Source organism: Verrucosispora sp. WMMA2044 (assembly GCF_027497155.1).
Taxonomy (GTDB): Bacteria; Actinomycetota; Actinomycetes; order Mycobacteriales; family Micromonosporaceae; genus Micromonospora; species Micromonospora palythoicola.
In genome coordinates this window covers 3,381,630-3,407,358 of the sequence record NZ_CP114913.1, presented here as the reverse complement: position 1 = coordinate 3,407,358, position 25,729 = coordinate 3,381,630, and the positions used below count along the sequence as shown (strand labels likewise).

Sequence of the window (25,729 nt, the reverse complement as noted above, 5' to 3'; positions counted from 1 at the left end):
CGGGGGGCACCCGTCCGCACGTCACAGCGGTGGCGGCTGCGCGGCCGGCGTGTCCAGCGCGGCCGTCAGCGCGCAGACGGCGAGCAGGCGCACCGTCACCCAGTCCGCCTCCGCCCAGTCGATCGGGGCGCCGGCCGGCTGCCAGCCGTGCTCCTCGGCGGCGGCGCACATGCCGTCGGCGTAGCCGGCGAGGGCGGCGGCGGTCAACGGCCGCCGGTCCCCGTGCAGACTGTCGCGCACCACGGCGGCGTGCTGGTCGACGGCGGCGAGCAACCCCGGCCGGGCGGCGGCCGCGGCGAGTCCGTCGAGACCCACGGCGTTGGCGAGGGTGACCAGACTGGACCGCGCCCGGTCGACGGCGGTGGGGGAGACGACCCGGTTCGACGACACGCGCATGGGGAACGAATGTAGCCAACCGGCGGGGCCGTGACCTCGGCCGCTCGGACGGTCCCGGCAGCACCGGGTGGTGTCCGCCGGATGTCCGAGGGGATCGAGTCGGGCGCGGCGGACGGCAGGAACCGGACGCCACGCCACGACCGGCAGCAAATGGCCCTACTCGGCGGAAGGCGCGTCCGCCGGGCGGCGACGCGCGGCGTCGTCGGCGATGATCACGGTTGCCACCATCAGCGCGACGCAGAGGCTGAACAGCCACGAGCTGTCGTCGACCAGCCGGGCCGAGACGGGTGCCTGCACGGCGGCGAGGAGGAAGCCGAGCCATGCCAGGCGGCGCTGACGAGTGGAGAGGAAGCCGGAGCCCTGATGCATTCCGAAAGTCTTGCGCGCGGCACGGCCGTTGCCGTCAGCCGAACGGCCGATTCTGCCGGAGCTGTCCGAATTCATCGCCCGTTCGGCTGAGGCCGTCGGGCTGCCGGGCCGGGCCCTGCGGGTACGCCCCGGACCCACCGCCGGCGCCCGGAACGTACCCGTAGGTGGTTCGTCAGAGGGTGTCCGGGCCGGTGCGCCCGGTGGTGGACGGGCGGTACGCGCGGTCCGGGTCGGTGGGCTCACGGCCCGTGCCGGGCACCTCGCCGCCCCGGTCGGCCGCCTCGGGGCCGTGTCCGAAGGCCGCTTCCTCCCCGGCGTCGTTACCGGTCACGTCGTCGGCCTGCCCGTCGAGGGTGGATCGGGCGACGGCCCGGTCCAGCTCCTCAAGGGGAAGTCGTTCCTCGTTGCGCCACGCCCTGTCGTCGGTCATGCCCATCGCGGTACCCCCGCCCCGTCGTCGCAAACGACACCGCAGACCGGGCGTGACCCTGCCTCGGTACGGCAGCGGACCCGATCAAGCGGCGACGGCCGCCGGGTACGCCCGGCGGCCGTCGTGGGTGTCATCGCGGGGATCAGGGCTGCGGACGGTCGACCTGCCCGCGCCACGCTCCGGTCTCCTGACCGCGTCGCTCGATGAACGTCTTGAAGCGCTGCAGGTCGCCCTTGGCCCGACGGTCGACCACGCCGAGCTTGTCGCCGGTCTTCTCGATGACCCCGTGCGGGTCGAACTCCAGCTGGAGGGAGACCCGGCTGGTGTTCTCGTCCAGCCGGTGGAAGGTGACCACCCCGGAGTGCTGGGTGCCGCCGGTCGACCGCCACGCCACCCGCTCGTCGGGCAGCTGCTCGGTGATCTCGGCGTCGAACTCCCGCTTGACCCCGGCGATCTCGACCGTCCAGTGGGTCATCGTGTCGGAGAGCTGGCGAATCTCCTGCACACCCTCCATGAACTGCGGAAACTCCTCGAACTGGGTCCACTGGTCGTACGCCGTCCGGACCGGGACGGCCACGTCGACATGCTCCGTTACACCACTCATCAGAATCCTTCCCTGCACTTGGTGAGGCGTGCGGACCGGTCGGTCCACCTACCAGCGCGTCGTCTCGTTGGTGTGGCCGAGCGCCGCCCACACCTCGGACACCGTCTGGTACCGGGTGCTCTCGGGCAGGCGCTCCAACGCGGCCAGTACGTCGTCGGGGGCCTCGTTTTCCCGCGCGTTGGCGAGCAGTGCGGCCCGGTCCCCGGGCAGGGCGTTCATCGTGATGAACCGTCCCAGCCGGCTGCGGGCCTCGACATCCTCGGAGGTCATGCCCTGGGGAGCGCCGCTGCGCAGGTCGCCGGCCGGCGCCGTGGTCGGCTCCGGCTGGTCCTCTCCCGCGGGCTCCGGGACGCGGAACTCGTCGACCCGCGAGCCGCCCGTCCCCGGCCCCTGCACGAGGCCGCTGACCTCCTGGCTCATCTGCTCGTCGACCCTCGGTGAGTGCTTGCTGCTGCCGCGATCCATGCCTTCTGCGCTACCCGAGAGGGCGGGGGGTAAACCGATGCGCGGTCACGCACCGGCCGGCGACCGCGGCGGCAGCACCGGCTCGTCGGTGTCCTCGCGGCCGGACTGCAGCCGCCGTCCCCGCTGAAGTTCGGCGTTGATCTGGACACCGAGCATCAGCGCGGAGTTGGACAGGTAGAGCCAGACCAGGAACGCGATCACCGCCCCGAGGCTGCCGTAGGTCGTGTTGTACGAGCCGAAGTTGGCCACGTACAACCCGAAGCCGAAGGAGCCGAGTGCCCAGCTGGTCAGGGCCACCACACCGCCCAGGGTGAGCCAACGGAAGCGGGGCTGCCGCACGTTCGGCGCGACCCAGAACAGCAGGGACATCAACAGCATGCCGATCAACGCCAAAGCCGGCCACTTGGCCATCGCCCAGGCGGTGCGGGCGGCGCCGCCGGCACCCACCAGGTCGCCGACCGCGTCGGCGACCGGGCCGCTGACGATCAGACCGGCGGCCACGATGGCGAGCAGCACCAACGACACGGCGGCGAGCCCGATCTGGGTCGGGCGCAGCCGCCACACGGGCCGTCCCTCGACCACGCCGTAGATCGCGTTCGAGGCCCGGGTGAAAGAGGCGATGAAGTTCGAGGCCGACCAGAGCGCACCGAGCAGACCGAAGCTGAGCAAAACGCCGGCGGAACTGTTCTGGTCCACCACCTCGCGGACCACGCCGACGAAGCTCTCGTTCGCCACCACCGAGCCGGCGCCCATCTCGCGGGCCAGATCGAGCACCGTGTCGACGGTGCGTTCACCGTCGGAGACCAGACCGACCAGGGCCACCACCACGACGGTGGAGGGGAACAACGCCAGCACCCCGTAGTAGGTGAGGGCCGCGGCCCAGTCCGTGCAGTTGTCCCGCAGGTAGTTGCGCCCGGCCCGGACCAGCACGCCACGCCAGGTCGACCAGCGGAGCTGGCGGATTCCCGGCAGGCCCGGCACCGGCGGATCGGTCGACGGGGCGTCGGGGTTCGTCGTCGTCATCACCGCTCCCTGGGCGCTGCCGGCACGTGGATGGCCCCGGCGGTACCCGACGTGGTCCGGCGGCAAACCCTGCCGGCGTTTGCCGCCGCCTCACCGGGGTACGCCAATTCGAATCGCTCGCACACGGAGGAGGATCGAGATGCCCGGGCGCGAGGTACTGCCCAGCACGCTGCGGCGCTCCCCGGAGAAGGCCCAGCGCACCTGGGAGAAGACACACGATTCCGCGGTCGAGACCTACGGCGAGGGCGAGCGGGCCCACCGCACCGCGTTCGCCGCCGTCAAGCACGAGTTCGAGAAGGTCGGTGACCACTGGGAGCCGAAGGGCCGCAAGGGCCCCAGCGACCGGCAGGCCGCCGGCGGCGGCCCGGCCCGACGGGCACCGACCGCCGGTGGGGTGGACGCGAACGCCACCAAGGAGCATCTCCTGGGGGTGGCCCGCGAACTGGACGTGTCGGGACGGTCGACCATGACCAAGCCGGAACTGGTCAAGGCCATCCAGAAGGCCAACGACCGACAGACCCGCAAGGCCCGCGGCGACTGAGCCCGCCGCCGTCGACGGGGCCCGGGACCGGCGTACGCCTCCGGCCGGGCCCCGTCGGTACGCCCGTGCGCCGGCTCACCAGTGACCGCCGCCGGGCGCCTGGATGTGCACCGCCTTGGTGGCGGTGAACTCGTCGAGCAGTTCCGGCCCGTAGCCGAAGCCCTGACCACTGGCCCGGCGCGGGTGGGCGGCGCCGGCCGGCGCGCCACCGAACACCGAGTTGACCTTCACGGTCCCCACCGGCAGCTCCCGCCAGGCCCGCTGGGCGTGACTCATCGACCCGGTCAGCACGGTCGCCGCCAACCCGTACGGTGAGTCGGCCGCGCACCGCAGCGCCTCGGAGAACGAGTCCACCACCACGACGGGCGCCACCGGGCCGAACGTCTCCTCCCGGATCAACGCCAGGTCGTGCCGGCAACGGTCGATCACCGTCGCCGGATAGAAGGCACCCGGCCCCTCCGGCAGGGTTCCGCCGACGCGCAGCCGGGCACCGTCGGCCACCGCCGCGATCACCTGCCCGTGCACCTGATCGCGATGGCGCCGGTCGACGAGCGGACCGAGCTGGGTCCGCGGATCCCGCCCCGGTCCGACGCGCAGCGCGGCGGCCCGCTCGACGAGCGCGGCGACGAAGTCCTCGGCGACGTCGCGGTGGGCGTAGATCCGCTCCACCGCGACGCAGATCTGACCCGCGTTGGCGAACGCACCCAGGGCGGCCTCACCGGCGGCCCAGCTCGGGTCGACGTCGGCGTCGACGATCAGCGGGTCGCTGCCGCCGTTCTCCAGCAGGACCTTGGCACCGGTGCCGGCCGCGGCCGTGGCGATCGCCCGGCCGGTGGCGCTGGACCCCACGTGCGCCACCATGTCCACCTCGGCGGCGGCCAACGCCGCGCCGGTGGTCGGGCCACCGCTGAGCAGCGACAGCACCCCTGCCGGCAGGGCGGTGTCGAACGCCCGGGCCAGCAGCCACCCGGTCGCCGGGGTGCGCTCGCTGGGCTTGTGCAGCACCACGTTACCGGTGACCAGGGCCGCTCCGAGCAGCCCGCAGGACACGGCGACCGGGTCGTTCCACGGCGTGATGGCAGCCACCACCCCACGCGGCTGCGGCGTCATGAAGTCGATCGCGGCGGGATCGCCGTGCAGGGTACGACCGCCTCGGGCCGGTGCGAGTTCGGCGTACTGCCGCAGGGTGGCGATGCCCGCCTCGACACCGCCCCGGGCGTCCGCGAGCGGCTTGCCCATCTCCGCGGTCGTCGCCTGGGCCAGGTCGTCGGCGGCCTCGGCGACCGCGTCGGCGATCCGGTGCAGCGCCGCGGCCCGCTCCGCCGGGGAGGTCGCCGCCCACTCGGCCGCCACCCCCCGCGCCGCCGCCACCGCCTTGTCGACCTCGTCGGCCGTGGCGACCGGGGCGCTGGTCACCGGGCGGCCGTCAGCCGGATCGTGCACCGTCAACTCGCCGGCCTCGCCGCCGGCACCCCACACCCCACCGATGAGCTGCGTGACCGTGTACATGGCGCGCTGCATGCCCGGGCCCGGCCGTGGCAAACGTTTCGTCCGGTGGGCCCGGGGTAGCGTCCTCGGATGACTTCGCCAGGTTCCCTCGGTGCCGAGCGGGCCGACGCCGTCATCGTCGGTGCCGGACACAACGGTCTGGTCGCCGCCAACCTGCTGGCGGACGCGGGTTGGGACGTGCTGGTGCTGGAGGCGACCGGGGTACCCGGCGGGGCGGTCCGCTCGGCCGAGGTGACCGCACCCGGTTATCTCAGCGACCTGTTCAGCTCGTTCTACCCGCTCGGCTACGCCTCGCCGGTGTTGCGCGGGCTCGACCTGACCCGGTACGGGCTCACCTGGCGGCACGCCCCCGACGTGCTGGCCCACCTGTTCCCCGACGACCGGGCCGCCGTGCTCAACCGTGACCCCGCGGTCACGGCGGCCTCGCTGGAGACCTTCGCCCCCGGCGACGGCGAGCGCTGGCTGAGCGCGTACGCGCAGTGGCGGCAGGTCGCCGAACCGATGCTGGAGCTGATCACCACGCCGTTCCCGCCGGTCCGCGGCGGCCTCGGCCTGCTACGCCGGCTACGGGTCGGCGGCGCGCTGCGGCTGGCCCGGCGGCTGGTGCTGCCGGTGAACCGGCTCGGCGAGGAACTGTTCGCCGGCGCCGGCGGGCCGGCGTTGCTCGCCGGCTGCGCCCTGCACACCGACCTGTCCACGGAGGAGGCCGGCTCCGGCGTCTACGGCTGGCTGCTCGCCATGCTCGGCCAGCAGGTCGGCTGGCCGGTTCCGGAGGGTGGCGCACAAAAGATCACCGACGCGTTGGTGGCCCGGTTGACCGAGCGGGGCGGCCGGATTCTCTACGGTGCCCGGGTGGACCGGGTGCTGGTCGCCCGCGGCCGGGCGGTGGGTGTCCGCACCGTCGGTGGGGCCAACTGGCGGGCTCGTCGGGCGGTGCTCGCCGACGTGCCCGCGCCCGCCCTGTACCTGGACCTGGCCGGCCCGGCCCTGCTGCCCCCGCGACTGGTGGCCGACCTGGAACACTTCCGGTGGGACGGCTCCACGTTGAAGGTGGACTGGGCGGTGTCCGCTCCGGTGCCCTGGACGAACCGTCGCCTGGCCACCGTCGGCACGGTGCACCTGGGGGCGGACCTCAACGGGTTGACCGGTTACGCCGCCCGGCTGGCCATGGGTGAGCTGCCACCGGAACCGTTCCTGCTGGTGGGGCAGATGTCGGTGGCGGACCCGAGCCACTCGCCGCCGGGCACCGAGTCGCTCTGGTCGTACACCCACCTGCCGTTCCGCCGGCACTGGCGGGCCGACGACATCATGTCCCACGTCGAGCGGATGGAGACGGTGCTGGAAGCCGCCGCGCCCGGCTTCCGCGGTCTGGTGGTGGGCCGGCACGTGGCCGGGCCGGCCGAGTTGGAGGCCGCCGACCCGAGCCTGGTCGGCGGTGCGCTCGGCGGCGGCACCGCTGCCCCGTACCAGCAGCTGTTCCTGCGGCCGGTACCCGGGCTCGGCCGCGCCGACACTCCGGTGGATCGGCTCTTCCTGGCCAGCGCGTCGGCGCATCCCGGCGGGGGAGTGCACGGCGCCCCCGGTGCGAACGCCGCCCGCGCCGCGCTGGCCCGGGACCGTGCCCTCACCGGTGGGGTGTACCACCGGGCGATCGCCACCGCGCACCGTGCCGTCTACGAGTGACCCACCGGGCCCGGCAGGTCAGGGCTCGATGTTGCGGTGCCGGGTACGCAGCTTGAACGGCATCAGCGCACTCTCGATCTTGGTGGCGGTGGTCATCTTCGAGGTGCCGTCGCGCCGCTCCTCGAACCGGATCGGCACCTCCAGGATGGTGTGCCCCAGCTTGGTGGCCAGGTAGTGCATCTCGACCTGGAAGCTGTAACCGTTGGACTGCACCCGCTCCAACCCGATGTCGCGCAGCGCGTCGGCCCGCCAGATCTTGAAACCGGCGGTGAGGTCGCGGATGCGGACCCGCAGCAGCGTGTGCACGTACAGGTTCGCCCAGCCGCTGAGCGCCCGACGGTACAGCGGCCAGTTCTCGTCCAGCTCGCCGCCGGGGACGTAGCGTGACCCGATGACCACGCCGGCCTGAGTGGACAGCAGCGCGCCCAGCATGCCCGGCAACGCCTCGGGTGGGTGGGACAGGTCGGCGTCCATCTGGGCCACGTACTCGGCGCCGCCGTCGAGGGCCCGGCCGATCCCGTCCACGTACGCCCGGCCCAGACCCTCCTTGCCCGGCCGGTGCACGACCTGCACCCGCTCCGGATGCTCGATGGCGAGCTTGTCCGCGACCTCACCGGTGCCGTCGGGGGAGTTGTCGTCGGCGACCAGCACCTGCAAACCGGGAAGTGGCAACGCGAGGAGACGCTCGACAAGCACCGGCACGTTGCCCGCCTCGTTGTAGGTCGGGACCACGACGGTCAGGCGCACGTCCCGCCACGGCGAGGGCAACTGGACGGGTTCGATCATGGGGGACATCCTCGGTATGCGGACAGGGTTCCCCGTGAGCGTAGCCACTTGTCCCTTCCGGGGTGAAATGGCTCCCGGCGTCGTGCCCGCGATCAGGCCGGTGTCTTCTCCCGTTCGGCGATGTCGGAGAGCCGGTCCAGGGTCTCCTCGTTGCGCAGATGCAGCACCAGATCGTTGATTTTGGTGCGGATCCAACGCAGTGGCCCGGCGGCGAAGTCCTCGGCGAGCAGCACCCGGGTCTGCGCCGTGCCGAGGGGCTCCAGGGTGAAGGTCACCACCGCCTCCCCGGCCGGCCAGAGTTGGACGCGGAGCACGAGTTTGCGTTCCGGCTCACAGGCCAGCACCGTCGAGCAGTCCTCCAGGGAGAACGGCCAGGGACCGGCGCGGTGGTGCAGCCGGGTGCCCACCCGGGGCCAGTCCTGGTCGACGTCGCGCATGTGGGCGGTGCCCACCACCCAGTCGCTGTAGGTCCATCCGTCCGCGAGTACCGCCCACACCTGTCGGACCGGTGCCTCGATCACTTTCTCCACGACCGCCACCGCTGCTCGGTACCCCGCCGGCGGCCTCGGGTAACGAGGCCGCCGGGTTAGCTTCTCCGGGACTGCGGGTAAGGCCAACCGCGGGCGGCAGTGCCGGTGCCGCCGGTGCGCGGTCGCCCCAGCCGCGTCGCGGGTGACGTTTACTCACCGGGGCGCAGGGAACCCGCCGCCCGTGCGACAGGACCGTGGGGAGCCGGATCAGCGCAGGTCAGCGGAGCCGCTGGCCGAGCCCGGTGGGTCCGTGTCCGGCCCGGTGCTCTTCGACGCGGTGCTGCTGGACCGCGACGGCACCCTGGTCGAAGACGTGCCGTACAACTCGGATCCGGACAAGGTGCGTCCGGTGCCCGGGGCCCGCGTTGCGTTGGACCGGCTGCGCGCGGCCGGACTGAAGCTCGCCGTGGTGACCAACCAGTCCGGGTTGGCCCGGGGTCTGTTCACCGAGCGGCAGCTGCACCGGGTGCACCGTCGGATCGAGGCCCTGCTCGGCCCGTTCGACTGCTGGCAGGTGTGTCCCCACGACGACGGGGACGGCTGCGCGTGCCGCAAGCCACGGCCGGGTCTGGTGCACGCCGCGGCCCGGGCCCTGGGCACCGTGCCGACCCGCTGTGCCCTGATCGGTGACATCGGTCGCGACGTCACGGCGGCGCTGGCCGCCGGTGCGACCGGCATCCTGGTCCCCACGCCGGTGACCCGGGCCGAGGAGGTGGCGGCGGCGCCGTGGGTGGCCGCCGACCTGCCCTCGGCCGTCGCGGAGATCCTTCGACGCCAGGCGTCACTGAGCCCGGCGAAGCCGCTGCCGGGGGCGGGAAGCCGGGCCGTCGCCACGGGTGTGCGGCGGTCGGCACCGGGGCGCCCGGACGCCGGCCGCACCGTACTGGTGGTGCGGTCGGATTCGGCGGGTGACGTGCTGGTGACCGGGCCGGGCATCCGGGCGGTCGCCGCCGGCGCCCAGCGGGTGGTGCTGCTCTGTGGCCCCCGGGGCCGGGCCGCCGCCGATCTGCTGCCCGGCGTCGACGAGGTGATCGAGCACCGGCTGCCCTGGATCGACCCGGCCCCCGCGCCGGTGGATCCGCAGGAGATGGCGGCTCTGGTCACCCGGCTGGCGGCGGTGGCCGCCGACGAGGCCGTCATCTTCACCTCGTTCCACCAGTCGCCGCTGCCCCTGGCCCTGCTGCTGCGGATGGCCGGGGTCGCCCGGATCGCGGCGATCAGCGACGACTACCCGGGCAGCCTGCTGGACGTGCGGCACCGGGTGCCGGTCGGCGTGCCGGAGGCGGAGCGGGCCCTCTCGCTGGCCGCTGCCGCCGGTTACCTGCTCGGCGAGGGCGACGAACCGCACCTGCGGCTGCGCCCGGTCCCACCGCCCCCACCCGAGGCGGGTGCGCCGGGTTACGTGGTGCTGCATCCCGGGTCGGCGGCACCGGCGCGGGGGTGCCCGCCCGAGGTGGCCGAGCGGATCGCCGCCGAGTTGAGCGCCGTCGGGTACCGGGTGGTGGTGACCGGCGGCCCAACCGAACGGGACCTGACCGCACGGGTCGCCGGCCGGCACTGCCGGGACCTCGGTGGCCGGACCGCCCTGGCCGAGCTGGCCGCGATCGTGGCCGGGGCCGCCGCGGTGGTGGTCGGCAACACCGGGCCGGCGCACCTGGCCGCCGGCTACGGCGTGCCGGTGGTCAGCCTCTTCGCCCCCACCGTCCCCTTCGGGCAGTGGGGACCGTGGCGGGTGCCGACGGTACGCCTCGGCGACGCCGCCGCCGCCTGCCGCGACACCCGGGCCGCCCGGTGTCCGGTACCCGGGCACCCCTGCCTCAGCGACATCCAGCCGGGCGACGTGCTCGACGCGTTGCGGCTGCTGGGTGTGCCGCCGGACCGGGTGCCAACCGGCGCGGCCGGGCCCAGGGCGGCACCCGAGGTGGTCACCGTCGGCGGTGGGAGTGGCCGATGAACATCCTGCTCTGGCACGTGCACGGTTCCTGGACCACCTCCTTCGTGCACGGCAAGCACCGCTACCTGATCCCGGCTACCCCGGACCGGGGGCCGTACGGGCTGGGCCGGGCCCGGACGTACACCTGGCCGGAGAGCGCCGCGGAGGTGAGCCCGGAGCAGCTGCGCGGCGCGGACGTCGACGTGGTGATCCTGCAACGCCCCGAGGAGATCGACCTGGCCGAGCAGTGGCTCGGCCGCCGGCCCGGCCGGGACGTGCCGGCGATCTACGTGGAGCACAACACACCGAAGGACGGTCAGGTCCCCAACAGCCGCCACCCGTTGGCCGACCGGGACGACCTGCTCATCGCCCACGTGACCGCGTTCAACGAGCTGTTCTGGGACACCGGCACCACCCGGACCACCGTCGTCGACCACGGGATCGTGACACCGACGGCGGTCTGGACCGGGGAACTGGACCGGCTGGCCGTCGTGATCAACGAACCGGTACGCCGCTGGCGGGTCACCGGCACCGACCTGCTGGTGCGCTTCGCCGAGATCGCCCCACTCGACGTCTTCGGCATGAAGGTGGCCGGCCTGGCCGAGCACCTCGGCCTCCCGGCGGACCGGTTGACCAGCCACGACGACGTGCCGCAGCACCGGATGCACGCCGAGTTGGCGCGCCGCCGGGCATACCTGCACCTGTGCCGGTGGACGTCGCTGGGGTTGAGCCTGATCGAGGCAATGGCGATGGGCATGCCGGTGGTGGCGCTGGCCACCACCGAAGCGGTGATGGCGGTGCCACCGGGTGCCGGTGCCCTCTCCACCCGGGTCGACACCCTGCTGGCGGCCGCCAGCCGGCTCCTCGCCGAACCGCAGCGGGCGCGCGAGGCCGGCGCCGTGGCGCGCGTCGCCGCCGGCGAACGGTACGGCCTCGACCGTTTCCTCACCGACTGGGACCGGCTGCTGGAGGAGGAAGTATGCGGATAGCGATGATCTCGGAGCACGCCAGCCCGCTCGCCATCCTGGGCGGCGAGGACGCCGGTGGCCAGAACACCCACGTCGCGGAGCTTTCCGCCGCGCTCGCCGCCGCCGGGCACGACGTGCGGGTCTACACCCGCCGCGACGCGGTGGACCTGCCGGTGACGGTACGCAGTCCGGACGGCTACGACGTGGTGCACGTGCCGGCCGGGCCGGCCGAGCCGCTGGCGAAGGACGCGTTGCTGCCGCACATGCGCCCGTTCGGCGCCTGGCTCGTCGACCGGTGGCGGGGCGGGGACTGGGCGCCCGAGGTGATCCACGCACACTTCTGGATGAGTGGGCTGGCCGCGCTGGAGGCCGGCCGGCAGACCGGGGTGCCGGTGGTGCAGACCTACCACGCGCTCGGCGCGGTGAAGCGTCGTCACCAGGGCGTGCAGGACACCAGCCCGGCGCGGCGCATCGGCTACGAGCGTCAGCTGGGCCGCTCGGTGGACCGGGTCATCGCCCAGTGCCGCGACGAGGTCGGTGAGCTGGTCCGGATGGGGGTGCCCCGGTCGGTGATGACCGTCATCCCGTCCGGTGTCAACCTCGCCACCTTCGCCCCGCTGGGGCCGGCCGCCGAGCGCGAGCCCGGGCGGCCCCGGATCCTCACCGTGGGCCGGCTGGTGGAACGCAAGGGCTTCCAGACGGTGGTACGGGCGATGGCGCACGTACCCGAGGCCGAGTGCGTGGTGGTCGGTGGTCCGCCGGCCGGCCTGCTGGAGACCGACCCGTACGCCCGGCGGCTGCGGGCCCTCGCCGGCAGTTGCGGCGTCGCCGACCGGGTCCGCCTGGTCGGCGCGGTGCCCCGGGAGGAGATGGGCCGCTGGTACCGCTCGGCGGACATCCTGGTCGCCGCGCCCTGGTACGAGCCGTTCGGGTTGACCCCGCTGGAGGCGATGGCCTGCGGGGTGCCGGTGGTGGCCACCGCCGTCGGCGGCCTGCGGGACACGGTGGTCGACGGCGTGACCGGGGACCTGGTCCCGGCGCGGGATCCGCGCGCGCTGGGTGCGGCGCTGCGGGCGTTGCTCGACGACCGGATCCGCCGGTTCGCGTACGCGGGCGCGGCGCGGGCCCGCGCCCGCCGGCACTACTCGTGGACGGTCACCGCGCAGCGCCTCGCCGAGGTCTACGACGAGGTGGCCGCGGTGCGTCGACCGACCCGGGTGGTGGCCTGATGAGTCTGCTCGACGCGCATCTGGCCCACCTGACCGCGGCACTGCCGCCGTTCCGCCGCTGCGAGCCGCTGCTCGCCCGGTGGGGCGCGGTCCTGGCCGGACGGCTCACCGACGGCGGCCGGCTGCTCGTCGCCGGCAACGGTGGCAGTGCCGCCGAGGCGCAACACCTGACCGCCGAACTGGTCGGCAAGCTGCGCGACGACCGTCGGCCGCTGTCGGCCATCGCGCTGCACGCCGAGACGTCGGCGTTGACCGCGATCGGCAACGACTACGGCTACCAGGAGGTCTTCGCCCGGCAGGTCCGCGCGCACGGCCGACCCGACGACGTGCTGCTGCTGCTGTCCACGAGCGGCGGCAGCGGCAACCTGCTCACCGCCGCCCGCGCCGGTCGGGAGGCGGGCCTGCGCTGCTGGGCGTTCACCGGGCCGGCGCCGAACCCGCTCGCCGAGGCGTGTCACGAGGTGCTCGCGGTGGACTCGCCGGACACCCAGGTGGTCCAGGAGCTGCACCTGGTCTCCAGTCACCTGCTCTGCGAGTACGTCGAGCAGGCGATGGGGGATCAGCCGGCCCCGGCGGCGCCGGCGGCCGGTCCGGTGCGGGCCGGTGTCGAGGTGGTGCTGGACGGCGGTACCGTCCGGCCGGTGCAGGCGTGAGGAGGCGAACGTGACGGGACCCGTGGTGGTGGTCGGCGACACCCTGCTCGACCGGGATGTGGAGGGGGTGGTCAACCGGCTCTGTCCGGACTCGCCGGTGCCCGTGCTCGACGAGATCGCACACGTGGACCGGCCCGGCGGTGCCGGACTCTCCGCCGTCTTCGCCGCCGCACAGGGTGCCGAGGTGGTGCTGGTGACCGCGCTGGCCGACGATGCCGGCGGGGCCCGGCTGAGCGTGCTGCTCGCCGCCGCCGGGGTGCAGGTCTATCCGTTGCGGCTGGCCGGCGCCACCCCGGAGAAGATCCGGCTGCGGTCCGGGGGCCGGGTGCTGCTACGCCATGACCGGGGCGGCGGGGCGGGGGAGTTGGCGGAGCCGGGCGAGGCGGTGCTGCGCGTCCTGGAGCGGGCATCGGTGGTGGTGGTCAGCGACTACGGCCGCGCGGTGGCACGGCAGCCGGCGCTGCGGGCGGCCCTGGCCTCGATCCGCGCTCCGCTGGTCTGGGACCCGCACCCTCGTGGACCCGCCGCGGTACCCGGGGCGAACCTGGTCACCCCGAACGAGGCGGAGGTGCGGGAGCTGATGGAGGCGCCGGTCGGCGGCACCCGGCTGGCCACCGCCGCCGAGGGTGCGCAGCGGCTGCGGCAGCGGTGGCGCGCGGGGGCGGTCGCGGTGACGCTCGGCGCCGACGGCGCGCTGCTCAGCCACGCCGGATCGACGCCGCTGATGGTGCCCGCTCCGGTGGCCGCCGAGGGGGACACCTGCGGCGCGGGTGACCGGTTCGCCGTGGCCGCCGGTCTCGCCCTGGCCCGTGGCGCGCTGGTCTCCGAGGCGGTGCAGGAGGCGGTGGCGGAGGCGTCGGCGTACGTGGCGGACGGTGGGGTGGCGACGGCCCTGCCGGCGCCGGTGCGGCGCGCCCCGCAGGCGGTGCACGCTGCGGTGGCCGGTGACCGGGTCGGGGTGGCCGCGTCGGCCGCCGTGGTCGCCCGGGTCCGCGCCGCCGGCGGGACGGTCGTCGCCACCGGTGGCTGCTTCGACCTGCTGCACGCCGGCCACGTCGCGACGTTGCAGGCCGCCCGGCAACTCGGCGACTGCCTGATCGTGTGCCTCAACTCCGACGCCAGCGTCACCGGCCTCAAGGGACCGGACCGGCCGGTGATGCGCCAGGACGACCGAAGTCGGCTGCTGGCCGCGTTGAGCTGCGTCGACGCGGTAATGATCTTCGATGAGCCGACACCGGAGGCGGCGCTGTCCTGGCTGCGCCCGGACGTCTGGGTCAAGGGCGGAGACTACGCGACCGGCGGCGGTGACGGCGCCGACCTGCCGGAGGCGGAGATCCTGCGCCGGTGGGGCGGTCACACGGTGGTGGTGCCCTATCTGGACGGGCGGTCCACCACCGAGATGATCGCCGCGACGGCCACCCGAACGGAGGCCACCCGGTGAGCGTGAGGAGCGGGCGGACGGTGCTGGTCACCGGCGGCTCCAGCGGACTGGGTGCGGCGGTGGTGGCGGCGGTGGCCGCCGCCGGTGGTCGGCCGCTGGTGCTGGATCGGCAGGCGCCGGCCGACCCGGTCCCCTGGCTGGAGTGCGACCTGGCCGACAGCCGCCGCGCCGAGGCCGCCACTCGCGAGCTGGCCGAGCGCGTGGGCGGGCTGGACGCCGTGGTCACCGCCGCCGGCATCGACGTGCCCGGCCGGCTCGCCGACGTGCCCGGTGAGACCTGGGACCGGATCGTCGCCGTGGACCTGCTGGCGACCGCCGCGGTGATCCGGGCCGCGCTACCGTTCCTGACCGCCTCCCGGGGCACCGTCGTGACGGTGGCCTCCACCCTCGGCATCAAGGCGGTAAGCGACGCGACGGCGTACTGTGCGGCGAAGTTCGGGGTGGTCGGCTTCACCCGGGCGCTCGCCGCCGAACTGGCCGGCACGGTCGGTGTCACGCTGCTCATCCCGGGTGGGATGCGGACGGCCTTCTTCGACGAACGCGATCCGCAGTACCGGCCGGGGTCGGACGCGGTCCTCAACGATCCGGCCGACACCGCCGCCGCCGTCATGTTCGCCCTGTCCCAGCCGGCCGGCTGCGCGATCCGCGAGATGGTGGTCTGCGCCGATCGGGAGACGTCGTACCCGTGATTTTGGCGCTGCGTGCCCTCGGCGTCGGTGACCTGGCCACGGCGGTCCCGGCGGTGCGGGCGGTGCGGGCGGCGTACCCGGAGCAGCAACTGGTGCTCGCCGCGCCGGCCTGGCTGGGGCCGCTTGTCGAGTTGGTCGGCGGGGTGGACCGGCTGTTGCCCACCGATGGCCTGGACCGGCTGGCCCGGCCTGCCGGGCGGGTGGCGGTGGCGGTCAACCTGCACGGCCGGGGTCCGCGGTCGCACCGGCTGCTGGCCGCCGCCCGTCCCGGCCGGCTGATCGCCTTCGCCAACGCCGAGGCGCCGCACGCCGACGGGCCGCAGTGGGACGACGACGAGCACGAGGTGTCGCGCTGGTGCCGGCTGCTGCGCGAGTACGACATTGCGGCCGACCCGACCGACCTGGACCTGCGCCGGCCGGGTCCGGAGCTGGCGGCAGGCGGGCTCACGGTGCTGCACCCCGGCTCGAAGGAGCCGGCCAAGCGCTGGCCGGCCGCCCGGTACGCGGCCCTGGCCCGGGAGCTGACCGGGCGGGGGCACCGGGTGGTGCTGACCGGCAGCGCGTCGGAGCGGGACATGGTCGCTCGGGTCGCGTACCGGGCCGGGTTGCCCACCGCCGCGGTGCTGGCCGGCCGGACGGACCTGGCCCAGCTCGCCGCGCTGATCGCCGGAGCGCGCCTGGTGGTCAGCGGGGACACCGGGGTGGCGCATCTGGCCACCGGCTACCGCACCCCGTCGGTGGTGCTGTTCGGTCCGGTCCCGCCGGCGCGCTGGGGCCCACCGCCGGAGCGCCGACGGCACCGGGCACTCTGGGCCGGCGCGCGGGCATGGCCGGAGTGGGACGGGGTAGGTGACCATCCCACGATGGTCGCCCTCGGCGTGGACGAGGTGCTGGCCGCGGTCGACGAGGTGGAACGGGTGGTGCGGGTGGACCGTGCGGTTGCGGCGTAGCGATCCGGGTCGGCCGGGATATCGGCGGCGTCGGCGGGGCCGGGGCTGGTCGTTCCTGGACCCGCGCGGCGAGCCGGTACGCGACCCCGACGAGTTGGCCCGGCTGCGCGCCCTCGTCATCCCGCCGGCCTGGCGGGACGTGTGGATCTCGCCGTACCCGAACGGGCACATCCAGGCCATCGGCGTCGACGCGGCCGGCCGGAAGCAGTACCTCTACCACCCGCTGTGGCGGCAGCGGCAGGACGAGGCGAAGTTCGACCACGTGCTGGAGGTGGCGGGCCGGCTGCCGCTGCTGCGCGAGCGGGTCGGCCACGACCTGACGGTACGCGGGCTGCGCCGCGAGCGGGTGCTGGCGACGGTGACCCGGCTGCTCGACATGGGCGCCTTCCGGGTGGGCAGCGACCAGTACGCCGCCGGCGAGGATCCGACGTTCGGCGTGGCGACCCTGCGCCCCGAGCACGCCCGGCTGCGCCAGGGGTGTGTGCTGTTCGAGTTCCCGGCCAAGGGCGGCATCGAGCAGGTCCGGCTGATCTCCGACCCGCAGTTGTGCCGGGTGCTCACCGACCTGCGTCGGCGGCGGCGGTCGGCCGACCGGTTGTTCGGTTACTGGGACGGCCGGCAGTGGCGGGACGTGCGCGCCGACGAGGTCAACGACTATCTCCGCGAGGCCAGCGGTGGCGAGATGACCGCGAAGGACTTCCGCACCTGGCACGCGACGGTACGGGCGGCGACGGAGTTGGCAGCACTGGCCTCCGCCCGTTCGGTGACCGCTCGCCGCCGGGCGGTGGCGGCGGTGATGCGACAGGTGGCGGAGTTGCTCGGCAACACGCCGACGGTGGCTCGCGCCTCGTACGTGGACCCGAGGGTGGTGGATCTCTTCCACGACGGGGTGGTCGCTCCGGTGACCGGGGCGACCTCGCCGGAGCAGGCCGAGCGGGCGGTGCTGACCCTGCTGGCGCGGACCTGACCGAGAGCGTCAACCACCGTCGGGCGGACCGGAACCGGACGGGTCGGTGGCCCGGGTCTCGATCATGGCTGCCACGCCGTCGAGGATCCGGCCCAGCCCGAACCGCCATTCGAGGTCGACGTCGTCGTCGTACTCGTCGCCCTCGGCCAGCAGTTCGTGGATCGCCGGGTAGGGGCCGGGCGCGGTGAGCACGGCGAGGTGCTGCCAGTAGCGCAGGCCCACCTCTTCCGGGGTCCGCCCGGTCCGGGCGGCGGCCTCGGCGATGTCGGCGGTGAGCGTGGCCCAGCTGCGGGCGTACCCGCTGACCAGCATGATCGCGGCGATCCGTTCGGAGGCGCGCAGGCCGGTGCCGCGCAGCGCGGCGAGCCCGTACTCCAGCCACCGCACCTGGTTGGGGTTGATCGGTGGGCCGGTGATCGGCACGTGCCGCATCCAGGGCTGCCGGCGCAGCGCGGCGACGTTGCCCTCACCCCATCGGGCCAGCGCCGGCCGCCAGCCCTCGTCGGCCCCGCGCGGGCGCGGTGGCGGGCCGTACGCGGTGTCCACCATCAGGTCGAGCAGGTCGTGCTTGGTGGGCACGTACCGGTACAGCGACATCGTGGCCACGCCGAGTTCGCCTGCCACCCGGCTCATCGACACCGCCGTCAACCCCTCGGCCTGCGCGATCTGGATGCCGGCGGCGACCACCTGGTCGAGGCTGAGGCTGCGCTTCGGGCCACGGCTCGGACGGTCACGCAGCCCCCAGGCGAGCGCGACGTTCTCGGGCAGCTCGATGTCTTCGCCCACTCCACCTCCCAGGCCGGCGTTGACCGCCAGCATATCTTCTGCGTATGGTCTACGCATAAGAGCGTATGAGGTACGCAGAATAGGGAGGGTGTTCATGGTGCATGGACCGCCAGCGGTCGAGCTGGTCGACCTGCGCAAGTCCTTCGGGAACCACGTCGTGCTCGACGGGCTGACCCTGCGGGTGCCCACCGGCGGGGTGCATGCCCTGCTCGGGCAGAACGGAGCCGGCAAGACCACCACGGTGCGCATCCTGGCGACGCTGACCCGACCGGATTCGGGTACCGCCCGGGTCGCCGGCCACGACGTGGTGCGCGAGCGGCGGCGGGTACGCCGGACGATCAGCCTCGCCGGCCAGCACGCGGCGCTCGACGACGGGCAGACCGGCGTGGAGAACCTGACCATGCTGGCCCGCCTCGCCGGGTCGAGCGCTCCGGCGGCCCGCGCCCGTGCCACTGCTCTGCTGGACCGTTTCGACCTGACCGACGCCGCCGGCCGGCGGGTGGTGACGTACTCCGGCGGGATGCGGCGACGCCTCGACCTGGCGGCCAGCCTGGTGGGCGCTCCGTCGGTGATCTTCCTTGACGAGCCGACCACCGGTCTCGACCCGCGCAGCCGGCAGGGGCTGTGGGAGGTGATCGGCGAGCTGGCCGGCGCCGGGGTGACGGTGCTGCTCACCACGCAGTACCTGGAGGAAGCCGACCGCCTGGCTGACCGGATCATGGTGCTGCACGGCGGCCGGCTCGCCGCCGAGGGGACGGCGGCCGAGCTCAAGCGCCGTTTCGGTGCCCAGCGGTTGGAGCTGACCTGGCGCGACGCCGCCGGGCTCGCCGAGGCGGCCCGGCGATTGGGCGACCGGGTCACCCACCGCGAACCGGCCCGGCTGGCGTTGTCGGTGGCCACCGACGGCAGCGCCCCCCAGGTACGCGGCCTGCTCGACGAGGTCGATCCGGACCGGCACGGGGTGGTCCGGTTCACCGTCCGGGAGGCGACCCTCGACGACGTCTTCTTCACCCTCACCGGTCGGCCGGCGAGCCCCGAGCGGGAGGTGGCCGGTGTCTGAGCTGACCGTCCGGCCGACGCACGCCGCGGTGATGGTCGGCCGCTGTGTCCGGCTGTCCCGGCGCAACGTCGACGCGCTGCTCACCTCGCTGCTGCTGCCGGTGATCCTGATGCTGCTCTTCGTCTACCTCTTCGGCGGGGCGATCGAGACCGGTTCGGCGTACGTGACCTACGTGGTGCCCGGTGTGCTGCTGCTCTGCGCCGGTTTCGGCGCGGCCGGCACGGCGGTGAGCGTCACCACCGACCTGACCACCGGGATGATCGAGCGGCTACGCACGATGGACGTCGGTGCCACCTCGATTCTCGCCGGGCACGTGGTGGCGAGCGTGGCCCGCAACACCGTCTCCACGGTGCTGGTGCTGGGGGTGGCGGTGGCCATCGGGTTCCGGCCGGCCGTCGCGCCACTGCGCTGGTTGGCCGCCGCCGGGGTGCTGCTGCTGTTCCTGCTGGCGGTGTCCTGGCTGTCGGCGGCGTTCGGCCTGTTGGCCCGGACCCCGGAGGCGGCCAACGGATACACCTTCATCGTGATGTTCCTGCCGTATCCGAGCAGTGCCTTCGTACCGGTCGAGACCATGCCCAGCTGGCTGCGGGGCTTCGCCGAGCACCAGCCGGTCACCCCGGTCATCGAGTCGCTGCGCGGCCTCCTCCTGAACACCCCGGTCGGCACCGCACCTACCCGGGCGGCGCTCTGGTGCCTCGCCCTGCTAGCCCTCGCCGTACTCCTCTCCGCCCTCCTCTTCCCCCGCCGAATCGCCTAACCCCATCCCCCAATCCAACTAGTTGATCATGAGGTTGGCGGCAGTTTCTGAGATCAACACCGCCGCCAACCTCATGATCGACGGGGTTGGGGGTGGGGTGGGGTCAGTCGTTGAGGATTTGGGAGAGGCGGTCGCGGAAGCGGCGTTCGGAGGGGCTGACCTCGGTACCGCCCAGGCCGAGTACGCCGCCGGTGCTGGCGGCGCCGACGACCTGGTCGGCGATCTCCACCAGCCAGTGCCGGTACGCGCCCGCCTCGCCCTCGTCCACCTTGGCCGCCAGCAGCGCCGACGCCTCCTTGGCCCGGCCCAGCACGTCCTCGGCGTAGCCGCGCGGGTCCGCGGGCTCGATGACCGGCATCTCCTCACCGGCCTCCGGGTCGCCGACCCGGGTGACGATCTCGCCGGCCACCGCGGCCACCAGCGGACTGGCCGACTCCCGCCCGCCGGAGATGGTCTCCAGGCCGGCGGCGCCCTCGGCCATCGTCGCCTTGGTGCCGTCGGACTCGGCGGCGCTCGCCGCGGTGAGCACCGACTGCGGCAGCCCGACCAGCAGCCCCCACTCCTCGTCGGAGAAACCGAAACCGGTGTACGCCGGTTCTTCGATCACGACCCGCCCCTCCCGTTCGTCGTTCACGTCCTCGTCGCCCCGCACCGCCGGCGGCGGCCGGCTCAGGTTAGTCCAGGGTGAGCAGACCCTGTTCGGACACCACGCTGACCGACAGCGTCTTGTACCCGACCTCGTCGAACAGGACCGTCATCCGGTCCTCCTCGTAGCTGAGCACGAGGCCGGAGCCCCACTCGGCGTGTCGCACCTGGCTGTGCACCGGGAACGGGCCCACCGAACCGTCGTCGGGCACGCTGGTGCCGGCGTGACAGTTGTCGCAGTGCCCGCAGATCTCACTCATCTGCTCGCCGAAGTAGGCCAGCAACGTCTGCCCCCGGCAGGCGCTGGTCTCGGCGAAGGCCCGCATCATGTCGGTACGCGACCGGGTCAGGCTCTGCTGCCGCTCCGCCTCGGCCACCGCGGCCGCCGCCGCGTCGACCGGGGTGGGGGCGTAACGGGGTGCGCCGACCCGCTGTCCCGGCGCCTGCTGGGCGGCGCCGACCTGTTCCAGCAGGGCGAGGTACTGCCCGAGCTTGCGCGGGCCGAGCCCGGTCACCTCGCGCAGCTCCTTGCGGGTGGTCGGCTCGCGGCGCAGCAACGCGGCCAGGTCGCGCAGCTCGGTGGCGTCGGGCAGGCCACCGCTGAAGTAGCGTTGCAGCCCGACGTCCTCGGCCTGCCAGAGCAGCAGCACCCGGGCCGGCTGGCCGTCGCGGCCGGCCCGGCCGATCTCCTGGAAGTAGCTGTCCGGCGAGTCGGGCAGCGCCATGTGCACCACCCAGGCGATGTTCGGCTTGTCGATGCCCATGCCGAACGCCGAGGTCGCCACCATGATCGGCACCTGGTCGGCGAGGAACGCCTCGTGCAGCCGGGCGCGGGCGCTGGCCGGCATCCCGCCGTGGTAGTACTGCGCGGGAAAACCCGCGTCGGTCAGCCGGTCGGCCAGCTCCTCGGCGGCGCGGCGGGTGGGCACGTAGATGATGCCGGGCCGCTCGTCCTCACGCAGCAGGGCGATCAGCCGCCGCCACCGGTAGTCCTCGGTGGGGCAGTGCGCCACCTCGAAGAAGAGGTTGGGCCGGTCCAGGCCGGACACCACGATCTCGGGCTTGCGCAGCCGCAGCCGGCTGACGATGTCGTCGCGTACCGGCGGCGAGGCGGTCGCGGTCAGCGCGACCACCGGTGGTCGGCCGATGCCCTCGATCAGCTGCCCGAGGGCCAGGTAGTCCGGGCGGAAGTCGTGGCCCCAGGCGGAGATGCAGTGCGCCTCGTCGATCGCCACCAGCGCCGGCCTGAGGTCCCGGACCTCGGCCAGCCGGTCGGGGTTGGCCAGCTGTTCCGGGGTGATGAAGAGGAACTCGGCCCGCCCGTCGCGGATCTCGGCGATCGCCTCGGCCTGCTGGGCCGCGGTCTCGTCCGAGCTGATCCGGACCGCCCGCAGTTCCGCGCGCTGCCGCTCGTTGAGCGCGGCGATCTGGTCCTGCTGGAGCGCCAGCAGCGGGGAGATCACCACGGTCGGGCCGGGGATCAGGCTGGCCGGGATCTGGTAGATCGCCGACTTGCCGGCGCCGGTGGGCAGCACCACCAGGGCGTCGCGGCGGCGCATCACGGCCCGCATCGCGGCCAACTGGTTGGGCCGCAGGGCGGTCCAACCGAACAGGCTGCGCGCGGCACGGCGCAACGACATCGAGTGCGTGGTCAGTTTCATCGAAGGCCGCAGGTACCCGGGCGGCTCCGCGCCGAAACCCGGGTTGATCAACGTAGCCGGGGCAGCACCTCGCGCTGGTACAGGTCGAGCAGCCCCGACCAGTTCGGCCCGGTGTTGGCGACGTAGACCTCGTCGAATCCGGCCTTCGCGTACGCGTCGATCTTCGCCAGGTGGGCGTCGGCGTCGCTGCCGCAGACGAACGCCTCGCGCATCGCCTCCGGATCCACGAGCGTGGCGGCCTGCTCGAAGTGGCGCGGCGAGGGCAGGACCTGGAGCAGCTCACCGGGGATCGCCTCGGTCGGCCAGCGCTCGTACGCCAGCCTCATGCCCTCCTCGACCGTGGGCGCGTACGCGGCCTTGAAACCGGCCTGGCAGGGCTTGTCGCCCCCGCCGTTGTCCCGGAACCGGCGCACCAGCTCGGCGTCGGGCATGGTGTTGACGAAACCGTCGCCGATCCGGGCGGCCAGATCCACGGCCTTGGGCCCGAACGCGGAGACGTAGATCGGCGGGGGAGTCTCCGGCAGCGTGTAGATCCGGGCGTGCTCCACCTGGTAGTGCCGGCCGTGATGGTTGACGAAACCACCGCGCCACAGCCTGCGCATCACCTCGACCGCCTCCTCCAGCATCTCCAGCCGGACGCCGGCCTGCGGCCACGCATCGCCGAGGATGTGCTCGTTGAGCGCCTCGCCGGAGCCCACCCCGAGGACGAACCGGCCGGAGTGCAGCACCGAGGTGGTCGCCGCGGCCTGGGCGAGCACCGCCGGGTGGATGCGTACGGTCGGGCAGGTGACGGCGGTGGTGACCGGCAGCCGGCAGACCTGGCTCAGCGCGCCGAGCATCGACCAGACGAAGGGACTCTGCCCCTGGGCGTCGATCCAGGGGTGGTAGTGATCGGAGATCCACAACGCCGCGAAGCCGGCCCGCTCGGCGGCCCGGGCCTGGTCGAGCAGTTCGGCCGGCGTGTACTCCTCGGTGGACAGGAAATATCCGATCTTCATTGCTTCCCCCTCGCCCCACTGATGCCTGTGGGGCAGGCGGTACCCCGGCGGGCGCCGGTCACACCCGCCGCGGTGGCTCAGCGGCGGAACATCGCGCGGATGGCGACAAGCAGCAGCAGACCGCCCACCACCAGGCCGAGCAGGCGTACGCCGGGGATGTCGGCCGGGCTCGTCGCGTCGGCCAGCAGCACGGGGTCCATACCCGCACTGTCGCGGTGCAGCGCTCCCAAGGCAACTGTAAGGTTTATTGACTATTGGGGTGGCGCGGTGTGACCATGTCTGAACCGCCGGCCGGCGGGAGTCCACGGCGGAACACGCGGGGGTACAGCGCCGAATGAGCGAGCGGCAGCGAGCGAATCACCAACTCAGCGCGGCGGTGCCTCATGGCGGCACGCAGCGAAGCGGAGTGCCGGCATGAGCGATCGAATCGAGCGCAACGGAAACCTGGCGTCCCTGGCGGCCGCGGTCCTGCAGCCCGGTTTCGTCGGCACCGTCCCACCCGCCTGGATCTGCCGCTGGCTCGGCGACGGGCTCGGCTCGGTGGTGCTGTTCAGCCGCAACGTCGTCGATCCCGGGCAGGTGGCCGCGCTGACCGCCGCGCTGCGGGCGGAGCGGCCGGACGTGATCGTCGCCATCGACGAGGAGGCCGGCGACGTCACCCGCATCGAGTCCGGTCTGGGCAGCTCCCGCCCGGGCAACCTGGCACTCGGCGCGGTCGACGACCCGGCTCTCACCGAGGAGGTGGCCCGCGACCTCGGCGCGGAACTCGCCGCCGCCGGGATCACCCTCAACTACGCGCCCGACGCGGACGTGAACTCCAACCCGGACAACCCGGTGATCGGCGTCCGGTCGTTCGGCGCGGAGCCGTCGCTGGTCGCCCGGCACACCACCGCCTGGGTACGCGGCCTGCAGTCCGGCGGCGTCGCCGCCTGCGCGAAGCACTTTCCCGGCCACGGCGACACCCGCGTCGACTCCCATCACGACCTGCCCCGGATCGACGCCGACCGGGACCGGCTGCACGCCGTCGAGCTGGCTCCGTTCCGGGCCGCCGTGGCGGCGGGCGTCCAGGCGGTGATGACCGGGCACCTGCTGGTGCCGGCCCTGGATCCGGACCTGCCGGCCACCCTGAGCGCCCGCATCCTGGGTGGCCTGCTGCGCGAGGAGATGGGCTTCGACGGCGTGGTGGTGACCGACGCGGTGGAGATGGGCGCGGTCGCTGACCGTTACGGTTTCGCCGGTGCGGCCGTGCGTGCCCTGGCCGCCGGTGCGGACGCGATCTGTGTCGGCGGCGAGCACGCCGACGAGGAGACGGCCCGGCACCTGCGCGACGCCATCGTCGACGCGGTCGTCGCCGGGGAGCTACCCGAGGAGCGGCTCGCCGAGGCGGCCAAGCGGATCGGCCAACTCGCCGCCTGGACGGTGGCGGCCCGTGCCGGCCGCCCCGCCGGCCCGGCCGGCGGCTCAGCTGTCGGGCTGGTCGCGGCGCGGCGTGCCGTGCGGGTCACCACCAGCGACGCCACGACCGTCTCGTTGCCGCTGCACGGCCCGGCGCACGTGGTGGAGTTCCAGCCGCCGCACAACATCGCGATCGGCTCGGCGACTCCCTGGGGAGTGGCCGCGCCGCTGGCCGCCCTCGTGCCGGGCACCACGAGCGTCCGACACGTCGAGCAGTCGGCGCCGACCGACCCGGCCGCCGGTGCCGTCGGCCGGCCGCTGGTGCTGGTCGTGCGCGACCTGCACCGGCACGCCTGGATGCGGGCCGCGGTCGATCGGGCGCTGACCGCCCGCCCCGACGCGGTGGTCGTCGAACTCGGGGTGCCCGCGCTGGTCACCGGGGCGGTGCACATCGCCACCCACGGCGCCACCCGGGCCGCCGGTCGGGCCGCGGCCGAGCTGCTCGCCGGCGGCGCGGTCAGTCCGGGCTGGTGACCAGGTCGGCGTACTCCCGGTGGCGTTCGATGAAGGCGGCCATGAACGGGCAACGCGGCACCACCCGCTGCCCCTGCGCGCGGACCTGATCGAGGGTGCCGCGCATCAGCGCCGAGCCGACGCCCATGTTCTGGAAGGCCGAGTCGACCTCGGTGTGCGTGAAGATCAGCACCTGGTCGCGGGGCAGGTAGGCGGTGAAGCCGGCCAGCGCGTCGTCGACCAGGATCTCGTAGCGGTGTTTGGCGGGATTGTCCTCGACCAGCATGCTCACTCCTGCATTGTCCACCGCCGGTCGGCCCGCCCGGTCGGTTCGCCGGTGTCTCGTACGCTTGACGGCGTGACGAACCGATCCCTCGCCGGTAAGACTCCGCCCACTACCACCCGCCTCGCCGGCCTGCTGGCCGGTCTCGCGCTCGGCGCGGCCCTGCTGGCCGGTTGCAGCTCCGAGGGGGCCAGCACCGACTGCGGCCTGGACGCCTGCACGGTGACCTTCGACCGGGGCGTGGACGCCCGGGCCAACATCCTCGGCGTCGAGGCTCGTCTGGTCGAGACGCAGGACGACGTGGCCACCATCGAGGTCGGCGGCGAACAGCTGTCCCTCACGGTCGGCCAGCAGGCGGCCGACGTCGGTGGCCTCGCGGTCACCCTGGACAGCGTCACCGACAGCGAGGTGAAGGTCCGCATCGCGCGTAACGGCGGCTGATGATGTTCGGGCGGCGGCCAGCAC

General features: G+C 73.8%; 29 protein-coding genes. 14 read left to right on the top strand and 15 right to left on the bottom strand.

Going from position 1 to position 25,729, the window contains the following annotated elements:
- Positions 1-21 precede the first annotated feature (21 nt).
- From O3597_RS15480 to O3597_RS15455, 6 genes are all read right to left on the bottom strand, one after another.
- Complete coding sequence (locus O3597_RS15480) at positions 22-396, bottom strand: DUF6401 family natural product biosynthesis protein (RefSeq protein WP_281601566.1); 375 nt, start codon at positions 394-396, stop codon at positions 22-24.
- Between the two features lie 156 nt (positions 397-552).
- The gene (locus O3597_RS15475; RefSeq protein WP_210824781.1) at positions 553-765 is read right to left on the bottom strand and encodes a hypothetical protein; all 213 of its coding nucleotides are present in this window, start codon (positions 763-765) and stop codon (positions 553-555) included.
- Positions 766-937: 172 nt separating this feature from the next.
- A complete protein-coding gene (locus O3597_RS15470; RefSeq protein WP_099846597.1) occupies positions 938-1,195 on the bottom strand; it encodes a hypothetical protein in 258 nt (85 codons plus the stop codon).
- A gap of 142 nt (positions 1,196-1,337) precedes the next feature.
- A complete protein-coding gene (locus O3597_RS15465) occupies positions 1,338-1,799 on the bottom strand; it encodes an SRPBCC family protein (RefSeq protein ID WP_164445268.1) in 462 nt (153 codons plus the stop codon).
- A gap of 48 nt (positions 1,800-1,847) precedes the next feature.
- A complete protein-coding gene (locus tag O3597_RS15460; protein WP_164445267.1) occupies positions 1,848-2,264 on the bottom strand; it encodes a DUF2795 domain-containing protein in 417 nt (138 codons plus the stop codon).
- Between the two features lie 45 nt (positions 2,265-2,309).
- Positions 2,310-3,287 (bottom strand): YihY/virulence factor BrkB family protein, encoded by a 978-nt coding sequence (locus O3597_RS15455; protein WP_281601565.1) that lies wholly within the window; start codon positions 3,285-3,287, stop codon positions 2,310-2,312.
- Positions 3,288-3,426: 139 nt separating this feature from the next.
- Here O3597_RS15455 and O3597_RS15450 point away from each other — a divergent pair, with 139 nt between their 5' ends.
- On the top strand, positions 3,427-3,828 hold the full coding sequence (locus tag O3597_RS15450) for a ChaB family protein (RefSeq protein ID WP_164445265.1): 402 nt from the start codon (positions 3,427-3,429) through the stop codon (positions 3,826-3,828).
- A 75-nt stretch (positions 3,829-3,903) separates the two neighbouring features.
- On the opposite strand, the gene O3597_RS15445 is transcribed toward O3597_RS15450, so the two are convergent.
- Positions 3,904-5,337, bottom strand: a complete 1,434-nt coding sequence (locus tag O3597_RS15445; RefSeq protein ID WP_281601564.1) for an aldehyde dehydrogenase family protein — start codon at positions 5,335-5,337, stop codon at positions 3,904-3,906.
- Between the two features lie 69 nt (positions 5,338-5,406).
- On the opposite strand from O3597_RS15445, the gene O3597_RS15440 reads away from it, so the two are divergent.
- Entirely contained in the window at positions 5,407-7,020 is a 1,614-nt protein-coding gene (locus O3597_RS15440; protein ID WP_281601563.1) for an NAD(P)/FAD-dependent oxidoreductase, read from the top strand.
- An 18-nt stretch (positions 7,021-7,038) separates the two neighbouring features.
- Here O3597_RS15440 and O3597_RS15435 read toward each other — a convergent pair whose 3' ends face one another.
- Both O3597_RS15435 and O3597_RS15430 read right to left on the bottom strand, forming a co-directional pair.
- The gene (locus O3597_RS15435; RefSeq protein ID WP_164445263.1) at positions 7,039-7,806 is read right to left on the bottom strand and encodes a polyprenol monophosphomannose synthase; all 768 of its coding nucleotides are present in this window, start codon (positions 7,804-7,806) and stop codon (positions 7,039-7,041) included.
- Positions 7,807-7,898: 92 nt separating this feature from the next.
- Complete coding sequence (locus O3597_RS15430; RefSeq protein ID WP_309246116.1) at positions 7,899-8,336, bottom strand: SRPBCC family protein; 438 nt, start codon at positions 8,334-8,336, stop codon at positions 7,899-7,901.
- A gap of 229 nt (positions 8,337-8,565) precedes the next feature.
- On the opposite strand from O3597_RS15430, the gene O3597_RS15425 reads away from it, so the two are divergent.
- From O3597_RS15425 to O3597_RS15390, 8 genes are read left to right on the top strand one after another with little or no spacing between them, the layout of a single operon-like run.
- On the top strand, positions 8,566-10,290 hold the full coding sequence (locus O3597_RS15425) for an HAD-IIIA family hydrolase (RefSeq protein ID WP_281604550.1): 1,725 nt from the start codon (positions 8,566-8,568) through the stop codon (positions 10,288-10,290).
- A complete protein-coding gene (locus O3597_RS15420) occupies positions 10,287-11,258 on the top strand; it encodes a glycosyltransferase (RefSeq protein ID WP_281601562.1) in 972 nt (323 codons plus the stop codon). Before O3597_RS15425 ends, O3597_RS15420 begins: the two co-directional genes overlap by 4 nt.
- Positions 11,249-12,466, top strand: a complete 1,218-nt coding sequence (locus O3597_RS15415) for a glycosyltransferase (RefSeq protein WP_281601561.1) — start codon at positions 11,249-11,251, stop codon at positions 12,464-12,466. The genes O3597_RS15420 and O3597_RS15415 overlap by 10 nt, the downstream gene beginning before the upstream one ends.
- Positions 12,466-13,119: an SIS domain-containing protein gene (locus tag O3597_RS15410; RefSeq protein ID WP_216592541.1), complete on the top strand. Its 654-nt coding sequence runs from the start codon at positions 12,466-12,468 to the stop codon at positions 13,117-13,119. Before O3597_RS15415 ends, O3597_RS15410 begins: the two co-directional genes overlap by 1 nt.
- A gap of 10 nt (positions 13,120-13,129) precedes the next feature.
- Positions 13,130-14,560, top strand: a complete 1,431-nt coding sequence (locus O3597_RS15405) for a PfkB family carbohydrate kinase (RefSeq protein WP_281601560.1) — start codon at positions 13,130-13,132, stop codon at positions 14,558-14,560.
- Between the two features lie 2 nt (positions 14,561-14,562).
- Positions 14,563-15,249: an SDR family oxidoreductase gene (locus tag O3597_RS15400; RefSeq protein WP_281604549.1), complete on the top strand. Its 687-nt coding sequence runs from the start codon at positions 14,563-14,565 to the stop codon at positions 15,247-15,249.
- Positions 15,246-16,199 carry a glycosyltransferase family 9 protein gene (locus O3597_RS15395; RefSeq protein ID WP_281601559.1) on the top strand — a complete coding sequence of 318 codons (954 nt, stop codon included), beginning with the start codon at positions 15,246-15,248 and terminating at the stop codon, positions 16,197-16,199. The genes O3597_RS15400 and O3597_RS15395 overlap by 4 nt, the downstream gene beginning before the upstream one ends.
- On the top strand, positions 16,183-17,166 hold the full coding sequence (locus tag O3597_RS15390) for a DNA topoisomerase IB (protein ID WP_164445257.1): 984 nt from the start codon (positions 16,183-16,185) through the stop codon (positions 17,164-17,166). The genes O3597_RS15395 and O3597_RS15390 overlap by 17 nt, the downstream gene beginning before the upstream one ends.
- Before the next feature lie 9 nt (positions 17,167-17,175).
- On the opposite strand, the gene O3597_RS15385 is transcribed toward O3597_RS15390, so the two are convergent.
- Positions 17,176-17,952 carry a TetR/AcrR family transcriptional regulator C-terminal domain-containing protein gene (locus O3597_RS15385; protein ID WP_281601558.1) on the bottom strand — a complete coding sequence of 259 codons (777 nt, stop codon included), beginning with the start codon at positions 17,950-17,952 and terminating at the stop codon, positions 17,176-17,178.
- A gap of 94 nt (positions 17,953-18,046) precedes the next feature.
- Between O3597_RS15385 and O3597_RS15380 the strand changes: the two genes are divergently transcribed.
- Together O3597_RS15380 and O3597_RS15375 are read left to right on the top strand one after the other, a co-directional pair.
- Entirely contained in the window at positions 18,047-19,012 is a 966-nt protein-coding gene (locus O3597_RS15380; protein WP_281601557.1) for an ATP-binding cassette domain-containing protein, read from the top strand.
- Positions 19,005-19,769 carry an ABC transporter permease gene (locus O3597_RS15375; protein ID WP_216592538.1) on the top strand — a complete coding sequence of 255 codons (765 nt, stop codon included), beginning with the start codon at positions 19,005-19,007 and terminating at the stop codon, positions 19,767-19,769. Before O3597_RS15380 ends, O3597_RS15375 begins: the two co-directional genes overlap by 8 nt.
- Before the next feature lie 103 nt (positions 19,770-19,872).
- Here the strand turns inward: O3597_RS15375 and O3597_RS15370 are convergent, their stop codons facing one another.
- The 4 genes from O3597_RS15370 to O3597_RS15355 all read right to left on the bottom strand — a co-directional run bounded on the left by O3597_RS15370 (position 19,873) and on the right by O3597_RS15355 (position 23,273).
- Complete coding sequence (locus O3597_RS15370; RefSeq protein WP_164445934.1) at positions 19,873-20,376, bottom strand: hypothetical protein; 504 nt, start codon at positions 20,374-20,376, stop codon at positions 19,873-19,875.
- A 67-nt stretch (positions 20,377-20,443) separates the two neighbouring features.
- Complete coding sequence (locus O3597_RS15365; RefSeq protein WP_164445255.1) at positions 20,444-22,075, bottom strand: ATP-dependent DNA helicase RecQ; 1,632 nt, start codon at positions 22,073-22,075, stop codon at positions 20,444-20,446.
- A gap of 47 nt (positions 22,076-22,122) precedes the next feature.
- Positions 22,123-23,073, bottom strand: a complete 951-nt coding sequence (locus tag O3597_RS15360) for a TIGR03557 family F420-dependent LLM class oxidoreductase (protein ID WP_281601556.1) — start codon at positions 23,071-23,073, stop codon at positions 22,123-22,125.
- A gap of 77 nt (positions 23,074-23,150) precedes the next feature.
- Positions 23,151-23,273, bottom strand: a complete 123-nt coding sequence (locus O3597_RS15355; protein ID WP_268967958.1) for a hypothetical protein — start codon at positions 23,271-23,273, stop codon at positions 23,151-23,153.
- Positions 23,274-23,487: 214 nt separating this feature from the next.
- Here O3597_RS15355 and O3597_RS15350 point away from each other — a divergent pair, with 214 nt between their 5' ends.
- Positions 23,488-25,002 carry a glycoside hydrolase family 3 N-terminal domain-containing protein gene (locus O3597_RS15350; RefSeq protein WP_281601555.1) on the top strand — a complete coding sequence of 505 codons (1,515 nt, stop codon included), beginning with the start codon at positions 23,488-23,490 and terminating at the stop codon, positions 25,000-25,002.
- Here O3597_RS15350 and O3597_RS15345 read toward each other — a convergent pair.
- Positions 24,986-25,267: a GNAT family N-acetyltransferase gene (locus O3597_RS15345; RefSeq protein ID WP_166457974.1), complete on the bottom strand. Its 282-nt coding sequence runs from the start codon at positions 25,265-25,267 to the stop codon at positions 24,986-24,988. The genes O3597_RS15350 and O3597_RS15345 overlap by 17 nt on opposite strands.
- A 72-nt stretch (positions 25,268-25,339) precedes the next feature.
- Between O3597_RS15345 and O3597_RS15340 the strand changes: the two genes are divergently transcribed.
- Complete coding sequence (locus O3597_RS15340; protein ID WP_281601554.1) at positions 25,340-25,705, top strand: hypothetical protein; 366 nt, start codon at positions 25,340-25,342, stop codon at positions 25,703-25,705.
- Positions 25,706-25,729: the final 24 nt, after the last annotated feature.